Origin of the sequence: Roseomonas sp. CCTCC AB2023176 (genome assembly GCF_042259275.1) — a bacterium.
Taxonomy (GTDB): domain Bacteria; phylum Pseudomonadota; class Alphaproteobacteria; order Acetobacterales; family Acetobacteraceae; genus Roseomonas.
In genome coordinates this window covers 3,491,377-3,508,343 of the sequence record NZ_CP170086.1, presented here as the reverse complement: position 1 = coordinate 3,508,343, position 16,967 = coordinate 3,491,377, and the positions used below count along the sequence as shown (strand labels likewise).

General features: G+C 73.0%; 17 protein-coding genes. 7 read left to right on the top strand and 10 right to left on the bottom strand.

Annotation, left to right across the window (positions count from 1 at the left end):
* Window positions 1-11: 11 nt before the first annotated feature.
* The 3 genes from ACE7GA_RS17550 to ACE7GA_RS17540 all read right to left on the bottom strand — a co-directional run bounded on the left by ACE7GA_RS17550 (window position 12) and on the right by ACE7GA_RS17540 (window position 2,385).
* Entirely contained in the window at window positions 12-1,178 is a 1,167-nt protein-coding gene (locus ACE7GA_RS17550) for an amidase family protein (RefSeq protein WP_376089216.1), read from the bottom strand.
* Window positions 1,175-1,390 carry a hypothetical protein gene (locus tag ACE7GA_RS17545; RefSeq protein WP_376089213.1) on the bottom strand — a complete coding sequence of 72 codons (216 nt, stop codon included), beginning with the start codon at window positions 1,388-1,390 and terminating at the stop codon, window positions 1,175-1,177. The genes ACE7GA_RS17550 and ACE7GA_RS17545 overlap by 4 nt, the downstream gene beginning before the upstream one ends.
* 80 nt (window positions 1,391-1,470) lie before the next feature.
* A complete protein-coding gene (locus tag ACE7GA_RS17540) occupies window positions 1,471-2,385 on the bottom strand; it encodes a LysR family transcriptional regulator (RefSeq protein WP_376089210.1) in 915 nt (304 codons plus the stop codon).
* 114 nt (window positions 2,386-2,499) lie between these two features.
* Between ACE7GA_RS17540 and ACE7GA_RS17535 the strand changes: the two genes are divergently transcribed.
* The 4 genes from ACE7GA_RS17535 to ACE7GA_RS17520 all read left to right on the top strand — a co-directional run bounded on the left by ACE7GA_RS17535 (window position 2,500) and on the right by ACE7GA_RS17520 (window position 5,827).
* On the top strand, window positions 2,500-3,372 hold the full coding sequence (locus tag ACE7GA_RS17535; RefSeq protein ID WP_376089207.1) for an NAD(P)-dependent oxidoreductase: 873 nt from the start codon (window positions 2,500-2,502) through the stop codon (window positions 3,370-3,372).
* Between the two features lie 157 nt (window positions 3,373-3,529).
* Complete coding sequence (locus ACE7GA_RS17530; protein WP_376089204.1) at window positions 3,530-4,339, top strand: peptidoglycan-binding protein; 810 nt, start codon at window positions 3,530-3,532, stop codon at window positions 4,337-4,339.
* 43 nt (window positions 4,340-4,382) lie between these two features.
* Window positions 4,383-4,913 carry a hypothetical protein gene (locus ACE7GA_RS17525; protein WP_376089201.1) on the top strand — a complete coding sequence of 177 codons (531 nt, stop codon included), beginning with the start codon at window positions 4,383-4,385 and terminating at the stop codon, window positions 4,911-4,913.
* Window positions 4,914-4,921: 8 nt separating this feature from the next.
* Window positions 4,922-5,827 carry a polysaccharide deacetylase gene (locus ACE7GA_RS17520; protein ID WP_376089198.1) on the top strand — a complete coding sequence of 302 codons (906 nt, stop codon included), beginning with the start codon at window positions 4,922-4,924 and terminating at the stop codon, window positions 5,825-5,827.
* Here ACE7GA_RS17520 and ACE7GA_RS17515 read toward each other — a convergent pair.
* On the bottom strand, window positions 5,754-6,758 hold the full coding sequence (locus tag ACE7GA_RS17515; protein WP_376089195.1) for a LysR family transcriptional regulator: 1,005 nt from the start codon (window positions 6,756-6,758) through the stop codon (window positions 5,754-5,756). The genes ACE7GA_RS17520 and ACE7GA_RS17515 overlap by 74 nt on opposite strands.
* A 98-nt stretch (window positions 6,759-6,856) precedes the next feature.
* Here ACE7GA_RS17515 and ACE7GA_RS17510 point away from each other — a divergent pair, with 98 nt between their 5' ends.
* Window positions 6,857-7,732, top strand: coding sequence for an NmrA family NAD(P)-binding protein (locus tag ACE7GA_RS17510; RefSeq protein WP_376089192.1), 876 nt, complete (start codon window positions 6,857-6,859; stop codon window positions 7,730-7,732).
* Window positions 7,733-7,994: 262 nt separating this feature from the next.
* On the opposite strand, the gene ACE7GA_RS17505 is transcribed toward ACE7GA_RS17510, so the two are convergent.
* The 5 genes from ACE7GA_RS17505 to ACE7GA_RS17485 all read right to left on the bottom strand — a co-directional run bounded on the left by ACE7GA_RS17505 (window position 7,995) and on the right by ACE7GA_RS17485 (window position 12,379).
* Window positions 7,995-8,639 carry a GPP34 family phosphoprotein gene (locus ACE7GA_RS17505; RefSeq protein ID WP_376089189.1) on the bottom strand — a complete coding sequence of 215 codons (645 nt, stop codon included), beginning with the start codon at window positions 8,637-8,639 and terminating at the stop codon, window positions 7,995-7,997.
* 42 nt (window positions 8,640-8,681) lie between these two features.
* Window positions 8,682-9,872, bottom strand: coding sequence for a hypothetical protein (locus ACE7GA_RS17500; RefSeq protein WP_376089186.1), 1,191 nt, complete (start codon window positions 9,870-9,872; stop codon window positions 8,682-8,684).
* Window positions 9,869-11,494 carry a gamma-glutamyltransferase gene (locus ACE7GA_RS17495; protein WP_376089183.1) on the bottom strand — a complete coding sequence of 542 codons (1,626 nt, stop codon included), beginning with the start codon at window positions 11,492-11,494 and terminating at the stop codon, window positions 9,869-9,871. Before ACE7GA_RS17495 ends, ACE7GA_RS17500 begins: the two co-directional genes overlap by 4 nt.
* A gap of 137 nt (window positions 11,495-11,631) precedes the next feature.
* Window positions 11,632-11,982, bottom strand: a complete 351-nt coding sequence (locus ACE7GA_RS17490; protein WP_376089180.1) for a hypothetical protein — start codon at window positions 11,980-11,982, stop codon at window positions 11,632-11,634.
* Window positions 11,983-11,992: 10 nt separating this feature from the next.
* On the bottom strand, window positions 11,993-12,379 hold the full coding sequence (locus ACE7GA_RS17485) for a hypothetical protein (protein ID WP_376089177.1): 387 nt from the start codon (window positions 12,377-12,379) through the stop codon (window positions 11,993-11,995).
* A 452-nt stretch (window positions 12,380-12,831) separates the two neighbouring features.
* Between ACE7GA_RS17485 and ACE7GA_RS17480 the strand changes: the two genes are divergently transcribed.
* Together ACE7GA_RS17480 and ACE7GA_RS17475 are read left to right on the top strand one after the other, a co-directional pair.
* Window positions 12,832-14,973 carry a malate synthase G gene (locus ACE7GA_RS17480; RefSeq protein ID WP_376089173.1) on the top strand — a complete coding sequence of 714 codons (2,142 nt, stop codon included), beginning with the start codon at window positions 12,832-12,834 and terminating at the stop codon, window positions 14,971-14,973.
* Window positions 14,974-15,001: 28 nt separating this feature from the next.
* Entirely contained in the window at window positions 15,002-16,126 is a 1,125-nt protein-coding gene (locus ACE7GA_RS17475) for a ceramide glucosyltransferase (RefSeq protein WP_376089170.1), read from the top strand.
* A gap of 87 nt (window positions 16,127-16,213) precedes the next feature.
* Here the strand turns inward: ACE7GA_RS17475 and ACE7GA_RS17470 are convergent, their stop codons facing one another.
* Window positions 16,214-16,963 (bottom strand): IclR family transcriptional regulator, encoded by a 750-nt coding sequence (locus ACE7GA_RS17470; protein WP_376089167.1) that lies wholly within the window; start codon window positions 16,961-16,963, stop codon window positions 16,214-16,216.
* Between the last annotated feature and the right edge of the window lie 4 nt (window positions 16,964-16,967).

The following is a 16,967-nucleotide window of genomic DNA, read 5'->3' as shown; positions in this document are numbered from 1 at the left end:
AAGGCCGGGTGCTACGCGCCGAGGGGATCGGCCTCGGGCATCTCGAGCGCGCGTTCGAGGGTGCGGGCGCCGCGGAGGGCGAGGTCGTCGCGGCCCTGCGCGGCGACGACCTGGACGGCGCGGGGCATGCGGTCCTCGTCCAGGCCGACGGTGAGGGCGATGGCGGGCTGGCGGGAGAGGTTCTGGGCGAAGGTCCAGGGGGCCCAGTCGCGCCAGAGGGCTTCGGTGGGCTTGATGGTCGGGGCGTCGGCGGCGAAGGCAGCGGTGGGGGTGGCGGCGGTCAGGATCAGGTCGTAGCGCTGGTGGAAGAGCGACATGCGATGCGCGGTTTCGACGCGCATCGCATCGGCGCCGAGGAAGTCGGTGGCGAGCATGGAGCCCTCGTGCCGCGCGACGTCGAGGAGGCCGGGGTCGAGGTCCCCGCGGCGGTCTTCCGGCGTGCTGGCGACGAGGCGGGCGAGGGCGACGCCCCAGACGCGGCCGAAGATGGCGCGGGTGTCCGGGAGGTCGGGGTCCACGTCTTCCACGCTGGCGCCTTCGGCGCGGAGGGCGTCGGCGGCACGTTGCAGGGCGGTTTCGCCGTCCTCGTCGAGGGGCGGCGAGAAGCCCCAGCGGCGGACGAGGGCGATGCGCATGCCCTGGACGCCGGACTCGATGCCCTGGCGCCAGTCGCGGGGGTCGTCGGGCAGGCAGAGCGGGTCGCGCGCATCGGCGCGGGCCATGGCGGAGAACATCAGCGCGGCGTCGCGGACGGTGCGCGTCATGGGGCCGGCGACGGCGACCGCCGCGCTGAACGCGCCGTGGGGCCATTGGGGGATGCGGCCGTAGGTCGGCTTGAAGCCGACGATGCCGCAATACGCAGCGGGAATGCGGATGGAGCCGCCGGCGTCGGTGCCAACGTGCAGGGGGCCGAAGCCGGCCGATGCCGCTGCGGCGGCGCCGGAGGAGGAGCCGCCCGGCGTGCGTTGTGTGTTCCAGGGGTTGCGGGTGATGCCGTGCAGCGGGCAGTCGCCGGGAGTCTTCCAGCCGAACTCGGTCGTCGTGGTCTTGCCGAGGATGACGGCGCCGGCGGCCTTCAGGCCGAGGACGGCTGGGGCGTCTTCCTTCTGCGGGGCGGGGTCGGTGGTGCGGCTGCCGCGGCGGGTGGGGAAGCCCGACAGGTTCAGCAGGTCCTTCACCGTGCAGGGGATGCCGTCGAGCGGGCCGAGGGCCGGCCGGCGGCCCAGCGTTGCGCCGACTCGCCGGCAGCTTGCAGGGCGCGAGGGTTCATGACGGCGAAGGCGTTGATGGCGGGGTTGTGGCGGGCGATGCGCTCGAGGATGGCCTGCAGGGCCTCGACGGGGGAGAGGGCGCGGCGGGCGTAGAGGGCGAGCAGCGTTTCCGCGGACATGCGCGCGGGGTCGGTTTCGGTCATCTCGGGTCCGCGGTGAGGGCCGGCGCAGGATGGCGCGGGGTGGGCGGGGGCGGAAGTCAGCGCGGGGGTGCCTCCGCGCGGGCGAAGGTGGCGCGGAGATGGGTGATCATCGCGCGGACCTTCTCCGGCAGGTAGGCGCGGGACGGGTAGACCAGCCAGGCCGCGGTGGAGAAGGTCGTCGCGGTGACGTCGTGCTCGGGGAAGACGTCGAGGAGCGTGCCCTCGGCGAGCGGCGCGTCCACGAGCCAGTCGGCGAGCAGGGCGGGGCCGAGGCCGGCGATGGCGGCGTCGCGCAGGGCCATCGCGGACGAGATGGTGATGTCCCCTTCGACGGGGATTCCCTCGGTGCGGCCCGTCGCGTCGCGGAAGGTCCAGCGGGTGCGGAACTCGCGGATGGGGAAGAGCAGGCAGCGGTGGGCGGCGAGGTCGTGCGGAGTCGCGGGCTTGCCCTGGCGGTGCAGGTAGGCCGCGCTGGCGACGACGCGGTAGCGGGTGTCCGCGAGTTTCGCGGCGACGTGGTCGCCTTCGACGGCAGGGGCGAGGCGGATGGCGAGGTCCACGCGCTCGGCGACGAGGTCGAGGTTGGCGTCGGTGAGCAGGAGGTCCAGGCGCAGGTCGGGGTAGCGGGCACGGAAGGCCGGGAGCGTCGGGAGGATGCGGACCTGGCCGAAGGAGACGGAGGACGTCAGGCGCAGCGTGCCGGTGGGACCGGCCGTGGCGGTGCGGGCCTCGGCGTTGGCGCGGTCGAGTTCCTCGACGAGGGGTTCGATGCGACGGAGGTAGCGGTCGCCGGCCTCCGTGGGCGCCATGCGGCGCGTCGTGCGCTGGAAGAGACGGAGGCCGAGCTCGGCTTCCAGGGCGGCGACGGCGCGGGAGACGGAAGACGGGTCAGTGCCGCGGTCCTTCGCGACGGCGGCGAAGGAGCCGCGGCGGGCGACGTCGAAGAGGAGACGGAGGGAGGGCAGGTCCATTCGTGCGAGTTTCGCACGGGACTGCGGTCCGGTTCCGCGTTTTTTTGGACCCGGCAGCACGGATAGGGGTTCGGCAGCGCCGATCGGTGGCGTGGCATGAGGGAGAGCAGGGCGATGGCGCAGGTCGGATTCCTGGGGCTGGGGGCGATGGGGGCGCGCATGGCGGCGCGGCTCGTCTCGGCGGGGCATGACGTGGCGGTGTGGAACCGCGACGCGGGGAAGGCGGAGGCGCTGGGGCAGGCGGGGGCGCGGATCGCGGGGACGCCACGGGCCGCCGCCGCGGGCGCCGGGGTGGTGATCGCGATGGTGCGCGACGATCCGGCATCGCGGCGGGTGTGGCTGGATGCCGCGGACGGGGCGCTGGCGGGCATGACGCCGGGGGCGGTCGCGGTGGAATGCTCCACGCTGACGGTGGCGGCGGTGCGCGCGCTGGCGGCGGAAGCGGCGGCGCGCGGCGTGCGCTTCGTGGACGCACCGGTCGTGGGCTCGCGGCCACAGGCGGAGGCGGGTGCGTTGATCCACCTTGCGGGCGGCGCGGCGCGCGACGTGGAGGCCGTCCGGCCGGTTCTGGCGGCCACGGGCGGGGCGCTTCACCACCTCGGCGATGTGGGCGCCGGGGCGGCGGTGAAACTGGCGGTGAACGCGATGCTGGCGGTGCAGGTGGCGGGGCTGGCGGAGCAGATCGGGGTGCTGGGGCGCGCCGGCGTGGACGTGGCGGCGGCGCTGGACGCGATCGGGACGACGCCTGTCGCGAGTCCGGCGGCGCGGGCCGCGGGTCTGGCGATGCTGGGTGAGCGTTTTCCGCCGCTGTTCCCGGTGGAACTGGTCGAGAAGGACATGGGCTATGCCGCGGCGGAGGGGATGGCGCCGATGGCGGCGGCAACGCGCGGCGTTCTGCGCGATGCGATGGCGCGGGGATGGGGCGCGGAGAACCTGACGGGGATCGTGCGGCTGTATCGTCCGGCGGAGATGGCGCCGACGGCGTGAGGCGATGGCGTGAGGCGATGGCGATGCGCGCGGGCCGCGGCTTGCTCCGGCCAGGCCGGCACCGCGGCGCGTCGCGACAGGCGCGACACGAGGTTGCGTGACCACGGGTTGCACGGGTCTGTAACGATGTCCCCGCAACGACGGTGGAAACGAGACGATGGGACTGGAGCTGGATGGCGCGACGCGCGCCTTCACCTTCCTGCGGCAGGGCGACGTGCTGCCGGCGGTGACGACGGGGCAGGTCCTGATGCGGCGGCACGGGCGCGGGGCGACGATCACCTGCGACGGGCAGTTCGGGCCGCGCACGAGGGCGGCGGTCGCGGGGTACCAGGGCGGACGCGGGCTCGTCGCGGACGGGGTCATCGGGCCGAAGACCTGGAACAGCCTGATGGCGGTGAGCGGGTTCCAGACGATCGACCTGGTGGATGGGACCGACCCGTCGCTCATCACCTACGAGGCGAAGGACATCCGCGACGCCGGCGGCGACCCGATCATCGTCTACGGGCAGTCGAACGGGCTGCTGTTCGCGATGTCGCAGATCGCCTCGCGCGCGCAGACGGGCAAGGTGATGCTGCTGCGCATCCACGGGCATGGCGGCAAGGGCGTGCAGAACGTCACGGGCGGCGAGATCAACGGGGCGCCGCACATGGCCTCCATCTCCCTCGACAGGTTCGAGGAGAGCGCGATGGCGCTGCTGATGATCCGGCGCATCTTCGTTGGCTTCGGCTGCGTGCAGCTGCTGGGCTGCAACGTCGGCGGCGGACCGAAGGGAAAGGAGCTGGTGGGCAAGCTTGCCCGGACCTGGGGCGTGCCGGTGACGGCGGGCATCCAGACGCAGTTCGCGGGCGGGAGCCAAACCTTCCGCTTCGAGGGGCCGACGGTCAGCGGATTCCCGAACGGGATGGACCTGGCGTCGTGGTCGGCCTCGGCCGAGACGATGTTCGGCAACGTTTCGATGGCGGCGTGACGCGTTCGGGCCGACGATCCCGGCGCGAATCGAGGAGAGACCGATGACGGCAATGACCCTGGTGACGGATGTCGGCGGGCGGATCTATCGGACCTGCGCGCAGAAGAACCCGGTCACCTGCGGGCCTGCGGCTTGCCTCATCATGTGGGCGAACGCGAACGGGGCGGACCCGCTGGCCGACGAGGGCGGGGTGATCGAGCTCTCCAAGCGTTTTCCAGAGCCGTGGACGCCGCAGGCCGGCGCGAACATCAACAACCTGTCGCGGGTCATGGCGCAGATGGGCATGCCGAACGCGGTGCAGCGGTATCCCGGGGACATGGCGGGCTTCAAGGGCGCGCTGGCGAAGCACGTAGGCGAGCGGAAGCCGGTTCTGGCCTTCCTGGCCTGGGATGGCACGTCGGCGCTGACGGGGCACTTCGTCGTGATCGGGCGGGCAAATCCGACCACGGGGCAGATCACGGTCCTCGACCCGCTGTTCGGGATGCAGGAGCTCTACGGGAACTCGCTGCCGTATTACTATCCTACCGACAGCGACAGCCTGACCTTCTCGGGGGCGATCGCCGTCTTGACGTAGGAGGTCGCGTGAGCGGACAGGCGAAGAGCGAGTCGAAGCCCTGGGAATGGCCTGAGGCGCATTGGCGCGGGCTGGTAGAGGCGGCGCGGGCCGGGCGGTCGCTCGCGCCGCGGGCCTGGCCGGAGGGGGCGCGGTGCTGCGTGGCGCTGTCCTTCGATGCGGACCACGAGACGATCCCGCTGCGGGACGCCGATGCGTCGCCGATGCGGATCAGCCAGGGGCAGTACGGCAACCGGAAGGGGGTGCCCCGCATCCGGGCGCTGCTGGAGCGGCATTCGATCCCCGCGTCCTTCTACTATCCCGCGGTGTCCGCGCTGCTGCATCCGGAGGAGGTGCGGGCGGTCGTGGCGGACGGGCACGAGATCGGGATCCATTCGTGGATCCACGAGGCGAACACGGCGCTGCCGCCAGGCGTCGAGCGTGAGCTGACGATGCGGGCGGCGGATACGCTGGAGAAGGTGTCGGGGAAGCGGCCCCTGGGCATCCGCACCGCGTCGTGGGACTTCTCCCCGGATACGCTTGGGATTATCCGGGAGATGGGGCTGCTGTATGATTCGTCGCTGATGGCGGATGACGAGCCCTACGAGCTGATGATGCATGGCGAGGCAACGGGAGTCGTCGAGCTGCCGCCGGAGTGGATCCGGGACGATGCGCCGTACATGAACATGCTGCGGTTCTCGGCGATCCGGCCCTACACGCCGCCGTCTGGCGTCGAGGAGATCTTCCGCGCCGAGTTCGACATGGCCTACGACGAGGGCGGGCTGTTCCTGCTCACGATGCATCCGCACGTCATCGGGCACCGGTCGCGGATCGCGCTGCTGGAGCGTCTGGTGCAGCACATCAAGGCGCGCGGGAAGGTCTGGTTCGCGACGCATGAGCAGGTTGCGCGGTACTGCCTGGACAACGCGGGGTAGCGGGGCGGAGGGGGACGACCCCCTCGATCGCCGCGGCTTCTTCCCGGATGATGCCGCGGAGCCAGGTGATGCCGGGATCGGCGTCGAGGACGTCGGGCCAGATCGTCGTCGTGGTGAAGGCGGGGCGGCGGATGGGCGGCTCCGCGGTAGCGAGGCCGAGCGACGCGGCGTGGCGGAGGGCGATGGTCCGGGGGAGCGTGACCACGAGGTCGGTGCGCGCGACGACCTCCATCGCCGCGGCGAAATGGGGCAGGCGCAGCGCGACGCGGCGGGAGAGGCCGCGGCGGGCCAGTTCCTCGTCATAGGCGCCGCGTCCCACGCCGAGGACGGTGACCAGGACGTGGGGAAGCGCGGCGAAGCGCTCGACGGTCCAGTCGGCCAGCGCGGGATGGCCGGCGCGGAGGAGCGTGACAAAGGTGTCGCGGTAGAGGGGTTCCTGGCGCAGGCCGGGGGGCACGGCGTTCTCCTCGATGCCGAAGGTCAGGTGCAGGCGGCCGTCGCGGAGTTCGTCGAGCATCGGGGCGACGAAGGGAAGGACGGTGACGTCCAGGCCCGGGGCGTCCTGCGCGATGCGGCGCATGAGGTGGGGGAGGAGGAGCGTCGTCTGGTGGTCGGTCGCGGCGATGCGGACGGCGCCGCGCCATTCGGCCGGGGTGAACGGGCGGCGGGAGACGAGGTCCTGTACCTCGGACAGGATGCGCTTCAGGGCGGGGTGGAGCGCCTGCGCCGCGGGGGTGGGAACGAGGCCGTCGCGGCCGCGTGCGAGGAGCGGGTCGCGGAGCGTCGCGCGCAGGCGGCCGAGGGCGCGGGACATGGCGGGCTGGCTCATGTTCGCGGCGCGGGCGGCGGCTGTGACGCTGCGATGGTCCAGCAGCAGGTCGAGCGGGACGAGGAGGTTCAGGTCGAGGGCGCGTAAATTCACCTGACGCATGGGATGGATATCAAGGATGCAGTGGGCGGATGGCAAGCCCGGGTCCAGTTTCCCATCGAACGGCGCGTGGGCGCCGGTGCGGAAAAGGGTGCAGTGCGATGTTCGCGGTGATCGGGATCACGGGGAATACGGGTGCGGCGGTGGCGGAGACGCTGCTGCGCGCCGGCAAGGGCGTGCGGGCGCTGGTGCGCGACGCGGGACGTGCGTCGCGCTGGACGGCGCGGGGCGTGGAGTTGGTCGAAGGCGACGCGGAGGATGCGGGGGCACTGCGGCGCCTCTTCGACGGGGCGGAGGGGGCCTACGTGATGGTGCCGCCTTCCGTGACGCATCCTGATCCGCTCGCACACTACGAGGCGGTGGGGCGCGCGGCGGCGGCGGCGGCGCGGGCGACGGGGATCGGGCGGGTGGTGCTGCTGTCGTCGGAAGGGGCGCACCTGCCGGACGGGACGGGGCCGATCGTCGGGCTGCATCGGGCCGAGGCGGCGCTGCGCGGGGCGGCGCGGCACGTGACCTTCCTGCGGGCGACGTACTTCCAGGAGAACTGGGCCGGGCTGCTGCCGCTTGCGGAGGCGCAGGGCGTGCTGCCGACGATGCTGGCATCGGTGGACGGGAAGCGGGCGATGGTCGCCGCGGCCGATATCGGGCACGTGGCGGCGGAGTTGCTGCTGGAGGCCTCGCCGCCGGAGGTCGTGGAGCTGTCCGGGCCGGAGCCGACGTCGCCGCGCGACGTCGCCGAGGCGATGGGGGCGGCGCTGGGCCGTGCCGTCGCGCCGGTGCAGCCGCCGCACGAGGCCTGGGAGGGCATCCTGACCGGCGCGGGCGTCGGGCCGGCTTACTCGCGGCTGCTCGTCGAGATGTATGACGGGATCAACGCGGGACACGTCCGCTTCTCCGGCGACGCCGACGCGCGCCGCGGCCGCATTGGCATCGCGGAGAACGTCGCGGGCTGGGTGCGGGCCAAGGTGGCGGCCTGACGCGGCTCGATGCTCACGGCATTCGGGGTGCGCCGGTGACTCCGGGAGGAGGGCGTTGCCCTCCTACCGCACCCTCCACCCACCAGGAGGCTAGCCTCCTGGACCTAAATCTATTGGAGACCACCCCTCAGCCGGGGGCGTTCAATAGCCGGGGTCCAGGGGACGATTCCCCTGGCGGATGGAGGTCCGGAGGAAGGCAGAGCCTTCCTCCGGGGCCACCCCGTGCAACCTCCGGACGCCGCGAGCATCAAGCCGGGCCGCGTCAGGGCGAGGCGCCGTAGGCGGTCATGGCGGCGTAGAGGTCGCGGGTCGCGGCGGAGAGGGAGCGGCCCATTTCCTCGAGGCTCGCGACGGCCGCGATGCGGGCGGTGGCGGCGGTGCGTTCGTCGTCGGAGAGGATGAGGGTGACAAGGCCGGTGGCCTGGCAGAGTCCGATGGTCAGGGCGTCGCGCGGGTCGGGGATTTCGCCGGAGAGGAGCACGGCGCGGAGGCGGGCGCGCACCTCCTGCATCTGCGTGCCGTCGAGGACGGGGTAGCGGCGCTCGTTCAGGAACCAGAGGACGCGGCCCTGCACGCGGCGGAGCACGCCGCGGACGACGAGCCGGTCGAGGAAGGCGCTGCGGAAGGCCGCGGCGTCCTTCGAAAGGCGTTCCATCCACCAGCGGGAGTCGCGGTCGCGGTCCGAGGCGATGCGGGCGAGGACGTCGTCGAGGAGCGGGTCTCCGGTGGGCGTGCGGGAGGCGAGGTAGAGGCGGTCGGGGTCGGAATCGACGCGGCCGTGGAGGGCAAGTTCCATCAGCACGGCGCCGGCGACGGCGAGGTCGAGCGCGGGGGCCGGCACCCCGACGGGGCGGCCTTCGTCGTCGAGGGTGAGGAGGAGGATTTCCTCCGGCATGGTGAGGGGCATGGGGCGGTCTAGCAGGCTCGCCGTGACGTCGCGCGCTTGGCGTCAGGGTGCGTCGGCGCAGCGGTTGTTGATCGTACGGGATCGTTCGCGGCCGCGGGGGTCCTGCGTGACGGTCGTCGTGGCGCAGCGGTGGCGGCGGTAGGCCGTGCCGTCGTAGCGCCAGGTTGTCAGCGTGTGCGTCGCGGCGCCGGATCGCGCCTGGATCGTCAGGTCGTAGAGGCCGCGGTTGGTCGTGCGTGCGGGACGGAGGGTGTGGCCGGAATCCTCCAGGATGATCCGGGGGCGGCGGTTCTCCATGACGACGAGGAGGAGTTCGCAGTTCGCGTTGCCGCAGAGGCCGCGGACCTCCCAGCCCTCGGCCTGCGGGCCGAGGCGGAAGGGCGTGACCTTCGGGTCGCCGTCGTCGTCGGTGGCGTCGGCGTTCAGTCGGGCGAGGCGACGGCGCATCCAGTGGGCGGCGCGGTCGGGCGGGAGGCTCGCCTGCGGGGTGCCGGGCGCGAGGAGGCCGAGGATGTCGTCGCGGTCGAGGACGGCGGCGATGCCGGCGGCTGCGTCGCCCTCGACGGACGCGTCGGGGCGGGCGCCGCGGGCGAGGAGGAGGCGGAGGGCTTCGGGCTGGGCGGGGGTAGCGTCCTCGAGGCCGGGGAGGCAGGCCACGAAGGCGGCGAACATGGCGTCGGCGAGGTCGGGGGCCTGCGCTGCAGCGGCGATTCGGGCGGGGTCGGCGGCGCAGGCGGCGTCGAGGGCGGCTTCCCGGGCTTCGTCGGTGAGGGTCGGCGCTGCGGCTTCGGCGGGTGCCGGTGTGGGCGTGGTGGGGTCTCCGGCCGACCCAGGCGGGGTGGCCCGGGCCGTCGCGTCGGCGGGTGAGGCAGGCGGTGCTGCGGGGGCGTCGCCGGGTGACGATGGTGGCGCGCCGGTCGCGTCGGCGGGCGCGGGGTCGGGCGCGGGGTCGGGCGCGTGGTCGGGCGCGTGGTCGGGCGCCCCCGCGACGGGGCCGTCGTTCGTGGGGAGGGGTGGTCCAGGCACGGGGTCGGTTGTCCTGGAAGCGGCCGTGCCCGGCTCGGGGTCCGTCGCCCTCCGAGCGGGGTCCGCGGCCGGTGAGTTCGGGCCTTCCATGGCGTCGGGGGCCGCCATGGGCGGGGCGGGGACCAAGGCGGCGAGTGGCCGGTCCTGCGCGCCCGCGGCAAGGGGGGCGAGCAGGGCGAGGAGGAGGAGAGCGCTGCGCAGCGTCATCCCGCGGCGATCGCGGCGGACCAGGGGGACATGGCGTCGGTGATGCCGGTGCAGGCGTCACCGTCGCGGCGGATGAGGTTGGGGCAGGCGAAGTTCACGGGGAGCGTGGCGTGTTCCACGACCTCGACGGGGCCGTCGGCGGCGAGGGCGGCAATGACGGCTTCGCCGAGGTTGCGGTCAGCGGTGGCGCCGTCGGGGCCGGAGACGTCGAGGCGCGGGGTGTGGGCGGCGGTCTCCGGGTCCATGCCGAAGTCGAGGACGTAGGCGAGCATCTGGTAGACGGAGGCGAGGATGCGGCGGCCGCCAGAGGCGCCGGTGGCGATGAGCGGGGTGTCGTCGCCGGCGCGCGTCACGATGACCGGGGACATGTTGCAGAGGGGGCGGGCGCCGGGGCGGATGGCGTTGGCCGAACCCGGCGTGGGGTCGAACCAGTGGATGCCGTTGTTCATCAGCACGCCGGTCTTCGGGAGGACGACGCGGGAGCCCATGGAGGAGAGCAGCGTCGTGGTGACGGTGACGGCCAGGCCGTCCTTGTCCATCACCGTGAGGTGGGTGGTGCAGGTTTCCGCGGTTTCCTTGGCCGCACCCTCCCCTGCCCCGAGGCCGGAGAGGCGGTCAGCGTAGGCCGCGCGCATGATCCGGGCGAGCGCGCGGTACCAAGCGGCGTCGGGCGCGGCGCCGGGGGTGATCTGCGCCATGTCGCGCAGGACGGCGGCCATGGTCGGGGCGGCGGTCAGACCGCCGGCGGTGTGCGCAGTGTGGGTGCCGCGCCAGTCGAGCGGCGTCGTGTCGCGGATGGTGGCGCGGCAGGCCGCAAGGTCCCCCGCGCTGACTTTCGCGCCCATGGCAGCGAAGTCGGCGGCGAGGTCGGCGGCGATCCCGCCCTCGTAGAAGTCGCGCAGGCCGTGCTGGCGCAGGCGGTCCAGCGTGTCGGGCAGGTTGCCCTGGCGGAAGAAGCCGGGATTGCCCTGGTAGGGCGGGACGGGCGGCAGGCCGTTGGGGAGGTAGATCCGGGCGCTTTCCGGGTAGTTCCGCAGGATGGCGGCGGAGTTCGCGACCTTGATGAGGGTGAACCAGTCCTGCGCCAAGCCGCGGCGCGCGAGGGCGGCGGCGGGGGCGAGGAGGTCGCGCACCGGGATGCCGGTACCGAAGCGTTCCCGCAGCGCGTCGTAGCCGGCGACGGAGGAAGGGATGCAGAAGGAGAGCGGGCCGTGGACGTTGCGGTCGCCCTCGACCTCCGGCCAGGCGAAGAGGTCGGTCTTGGTCCGGCCGGTGAGCGGGTAGTCGGCGGGGTCGGTGGCGGCGGGGGAGACGGGGCCGAAATCGACGACCTGCGGTTTCTCGCCGGGCTTTTGGACGATGGCGAAGCCGATGCCGCCGAGGCCGGAGTTCCAGGGCTCGACGGTGGCCAGCGCGAAGCAGGCGGCGACGGCGGCGTCGGCAGCATTGCCGCCGGCTTCCAGGACCGCCGCGCCGGCTTCCGCCGCGGCGCGGGACTGGGAGCAAACGACGCCCCGGCCGCGGGCGGCGGGCTTGCGGACCTGCCAATGTCCCGTGACGTGCGGCGGGGGGGTGTAGGTCGCGAGGGTGTTGCCGCGGTCGGGGACGGGGGCGTCGGTCATGTGGGTAGGGTCGCGCCGGCGGAGGGGCTAGGCAAGGCGGGGGGCTGGGTCAGGGGCGTCGGGCGTCCTGCGCGAGGCAGGCCCGTGTCAGGCCGCCGGCGACGGGAGCGCCGAGGCGGGCGGGCGGCGGCGGCCGGCTAGCCGCGTGGGAGGCCGGTCCCGCCGTTCCCATGGCGAGCGTGCGGGCGCAGCACGGCGCGGAGGGCGAGCCCGGCCGCGAAGGCCACGCCGCAGACGAGCAGCCAGGGCAGTGCGGCCACGGAGGAGATGAGCATGAAGCCGAGGAGGGCGTTGCGGGCCGCATTCGGCTCCGGCGGGCGCGTCGCGATCTCCCAGCCGATCACGCCGAGGTAGGCAAGGACGGGCAGGAGCAGAACGGCGATCATCGTCGCGGGCAGCCACGGGCGGGGAACGGCGACCATCAGGACGGCCGCGAGGGCGGCGGCCCCGGCGATCGCGGTCGCCGGATCGACGGGGAACGGGGCCATGTCCGTCCGGTCAGCGGGCCGGGGGAGCCGCGACGGGGATCGCCGCGGTGTAGGGCTCGATCCGCAGGGTGTCGCTGCGGAGGATCGCGACCTGGCGCGTGGCGGCGTGGCGAGTGCTGCCGTCGGGCGCGCGGCCCACGACGTATTGCCAGGCGGTGAGCTGGCCGTCGGCGACGAGCTTGCGGGCGAGGCGGGCGGCGTCGGGGGCGTCGCCCATGGCATCGAGGTCGGCGGCGGTGAGGCCGATCGTGACCTCGTCGCGGGCGCCCACGACGCGGAAAAGGCGCACCGGGGCTTCCTGAGCAGAGGCGGTGCGGGAGAGGGTCGCGGCGAGGCCGGCGGAGAGCCCCGTGGTCAGACTGGCGGCGAGCACGACGCGGCGGGTGGGCTGGGGCATGGCGGGGTCCTCCGGGTGGCGCGCCGGCCCGGGGCGGGACGCGGCGTCGTGGGGTCCAGGTAGCGGGGCGACGTCGCGGAACCGTGTCGCGGCGGGGCGGGATCGGTCACGCGTGTCGCTACCGGTGCGCCGACGGGGTCTCGGCGAGACCTGGGCGGGATTGGTTCTCCGCGTCGGCGCGGGCCGTCGGATGCGGCCTTCGCGGGGCAAGGTGGCTCCTGAGCTGCCGACGGTGTCCTGCGGTGGGTGGGGCGGCCCTCGCAGGCGAGGACGGAGGGGGCCTGGCCTCTGCTCATATCATGTGGGGCATCCCGCCCGCGGCGGTCGCGGCGCGGCGGGCGGGCCGCCGTGGCTGGGGCCGCATCCCTTGGCGCTCCCGGGCCGGCAGATTATGGGGGCGCGCCGCTGCAACGCCGCCGAACCACGCACCCAAGCACACGGGGAAACGACGAATGACCGAAGGCCTGACCGTCGCGCCGAGCCTGCGCCGCTTCGTGGAGGAGGAGGCGATCCCCGGGACGGGGGTGGAGGCGGCAGCCTTCTGGGCGGCGATGGAAAAGACGCTGCGGACGCTCGGGCCGGTGAATGCGGACCTGCTGGGGGAGCGGGATTCCCTGCAGGGGCGGCTGGACCAGTGGCACCGGGCGAATCCGGCGCGGCCGGTGGATGCGGAGGCCTATGAGGCCTTCCTGCGGGGGATCGGGTACCTGCTGGATCCGCCGCCGGCGTTCTCCGTCGAGACGGCGAATGTGGACGCCGAGATCGCGCGGATGGCGGGGCCGCAACTGGTCGTGCCGGTGAACAACGCGCGCTACGCGCTGAACGCGGCGAATGCGCGGTGGGGCTCGCTCTACGACGCGCTGTACGGCACCGATGCGATCCCCGGGGAGCGCGGGGCTAAGGGCTACGATCAGGCGCGTGGGGCGCTGGTGATCGCGCGGGCGCGGCAGGTGCTCGATGAGGCGGCGCCGCTGGACCATGGCAGCCACGCGCAGGCGGCGCGGTACGGCGTGGTGGACGGCAAGCTGGTGGTGCGGCTGCAGGACGGGACGGATGCGCGGCTGGCCGATCCTGCGGCGTTCCAGGGATATTCCGGGACGCCGGAGGAGCCGACGGCGATCCTGCTGGTGCGGAACGGGCTGCACCTCGAGATCAAGGTTGACCGGTCGCACCAGATCGGGGCGAGCGATCCGGCGGGCGTGTCGGACGTCGTGCTGGAATCCGCGCTGACGACGATCATGGACTGCGAGGATTCGGTCGCGGCGGTGGATGCCGAGGACAAGGTGCTGGTCTACCGGAACTGGCTCGGGCTGATGCGCGGGGACCTGGAGGCGTCGTTCGAGAAGGGCGGGCGCACGATGACGCGCCGGATGAGCGAGGACCGTTCCTGGGTGTCGCCGGGCGGGGGGCGCGTGGTGCTGCCGGGTCGGTCGCTGATGCTCGTGCGCAATGTCGGGCACCACATGATGACGGACGCTGTGCTGCTGGACGGGCATGAGACGGCGGAGACGGTCCTGGATGCCTACGTCACCGCGTTGATCGCGCTGCACGATATCGGGGCGCAGGGGCGGCGCGCCAATTCGCGCGCGGGGTCCATGTACGTCGTCAAGCCGAAGATGCAAGGGCCGGCGGAAGTGGCGTGGGCGGTGCGTCTCTTCGGAGAGGTCGAGGACGCGCTGGGCATGGCGCGCAACACGATGAAGATGGGGATCATGGACGAGGAGCGGCGGACTTCCGTCAACCTCGCCAACTGCATCTACGTGGCACGGCAGCGCGTGGTGTTCATCAACACCGGCTTCCTCGACCGCACGGGGGACGAGATCCACACGTCCATGGAAGCCGGGGCGATGGTCCGCAAGAACGACATGCGGAAGGCAGCGTGGATCGGGTCCTACGAGGACAACAACGTGGATGTGGGGCTTGCTTGCGGCCTCCGTGGAAAGGCGCAGATCGGCAAGGGCATGTGGGCGGCGCCGGACAACATGGCGGCGATGCTGGAGCAGAAGGTCGGGCATCCACGGGCCGGGGCGAACACGGCCTGGGTCCCCTCCCCCACCGCGGCGACGCTGCACGCGCTGCATTATCTTCAGGTCGATGTCGCCAAGCGGCAGGAGGAGCTGGTGGCAGGCGGGCGTCGGGCCAAGCTGGGCGACCTGCTGACGATCCCGCTGGCGGAGGACACCAACTGGTCGCCGGACGACGTGCAGGCGGAGCTGGACAACAACGCGCAGGGCATCCTGGGCTACGTCGTGCGGTGGATCGACCAGGGCGTCGGGTGTTCCAAGGTGCCGGACATCCACGATGTCGGGCTGATGGAGGACCGGGCGACGCTGCGGATTTCCGCGCAGCACATCGCGAACTGGCTGCGGCATTCCATCGTTTCGGAGGAACAGGTGATGGAGACGATGCGGCGCATGGCCGCCGTCGTGGACAAGCAGAATGCGGGGGACCCGGCCTACGCGCCGATGGCGCCGTCGTATGACGGCGTGGCGTTCAAGGCGGCTTGCGACCTGGTGCTAAAGGGGACGACGCAGCCGAACGGGTACACAGAGTTTATCCTCCACGCGCGGCGGCGGGAGGCGAAGGCGGCCTGACGGGCTCTCCTGGCAGGGCTGATCGGACGTGAGCGTCGCGGCCTCGGCCGGTGTGGTGCTTGGCCTGCTCGCCGCGGCCAATCTCGGCAGCCTGGCGCTGGCGGGGTGGCGGCTGCGGCGGCGCGTGCGGCTGCCGGTGCTGCACCGGGAACCCGTGTCGATCGTGCGGCCGGTCTGCGGCGTCGAAGAATTCTCGGAGGAGACACTCGGCAGCGCGTTCCGGCTGGAACACCCGGATTACGAGATCCTGTTCTGCGTGCAGCGCGAGGATGATCCGGTCATCCCGCTGGTCCGGCGGCTCATCGCGGAGAACCCGGGCGTCGAGGCGAGGCTGCTGGTCGGGGATGACCGGATCAGCGGGAACCCGAAACTCAACAACTGCGTCAAGGGGTGGGAGGCCGCGCGGCACGAATGGGTCGTGCTGGCGGATTCCAACGTGCTGATGGCGCCGGATTACCTCGAGCATCTGCTGTCGGCATGGCGGGCGGATACAGGGCTGATCTGTTCGACGCCCCTTGGATCGCGGGCCGTCGGGTTTCCGGCGGAGGTCGAGTGCGCGTTCCTGAACACGCTGCAGGCGCGGTGGCAGTATGCGGGCGAGGCGATGGGGCTGGGCTTCGCGCAGGGAAAGAGCATGCTGTGGCAGCGGTCGTTCCTGAACGCGCATGGCGGGATCCGGGCGCTTGGGGCGGAGATCGCGGAGGATGCGGCGGCCACCAAACTCGTTCGTGCGGCGGGGCGGCACGTGCACCTCGTGGCTTCACCCTTCGAGCAGCCTCTCGGGGGCCGGACGCTGCGGCAGGTCTGGGACCGCCAGGTGCGCTGGGCGCGGCTGCGGCGCGTAACCTTCCCGCTGTTCTTCGCGCCGGAACTGTTCATCGGGGCGGCGGTGCCGATGCTGCTGGGGATGCTCGCCGCGCCGCATCCGCTGGCCGGTGCGTTGGCGGTGGCGGTGCTGTGGTACGGGCCGGAGTTCTGGTTGGCGCGGGCGAAGGGGTGGCCGCTGACGCTGGCGTCGCTCCCGGCGATGGTGGTGCGGGACGCGATGGTGCCGCTGGTCTGGGCGGCAGGGTGGACGACGGGGCGGACGGTGTGGCGAGGGAACACCGTGGCCTTCGACGGCGACGTATCACGTCCCGTCACGGAGCCCTGAGGCGACGACGGGCGCGGCCCGTGCCGTGATCATGGGTGTGCCCGGGCGGATACGCGGTCCGGGTGTAGCCCGCCGGGGTCCGTCAGGTCAGCAGGCGGCCGCCGATCGCGGCGGTGATGCGGCTGGCGGCGGCGGCGGCTGCCGGGCGTGCGGCTTCCGGCGCCGCGCCCCGCGGCGTTCGAGGAAGGGAACCACGAGCGCCGCGACAGCCACGCCTTCCGCGTTCAGGACGGGGCAGCAGAGATCGGTGACGCCGGCGATGGTGGCGCTGGCCGCGGCGAGGCCGGCTTCGGTGCGGATCGCATCGAGGGTTCGCGTCAGGGCGGCTCCGGCGCGGGGTTTCGCGCCGTCGAGGAGCAATACGCGCGCTTCCTCGTCGCCGAAGGCGGCGATGACGAGGGCGCTGCTGCGGTCCGGCGCGAAGGGGTAGGTGCTGCCGAGGCGGACGGAGAAGCCCATGTCGGCGAAGCCCTCGGCGACGGCGAGGACGAGCAGGCGGTCGCCGGTGCGGATGGAGAGGTGCGCCGACTGGCCCAGCACGTCCGCGAGTCGGCCCAGTTCGGGCACGGCGGCGTCGAGCAGGCGTCGCGTGGGCGGGTGGCGGTGTGCCAGTTCGAACAGGCGGGTCGAGAGGGTGTGGCGGCCCGTGTCGGGGTCGCGGATTACCCAGCCGCGGCGGCGAAGGACTTCGACCATGCGGAAGATCTCGCCGACGCTGCGGTCCAGCGCCTGGGCGAGTTCGTTCTGGGTGAGGCCGGGGGCGGAGGCGGCGAGGGCTTCGAGGATGTCGAGGCCTTTTTCCAGCGCGGGGGCGGCGTAGGGGGTTTCGGTTGACATGGCG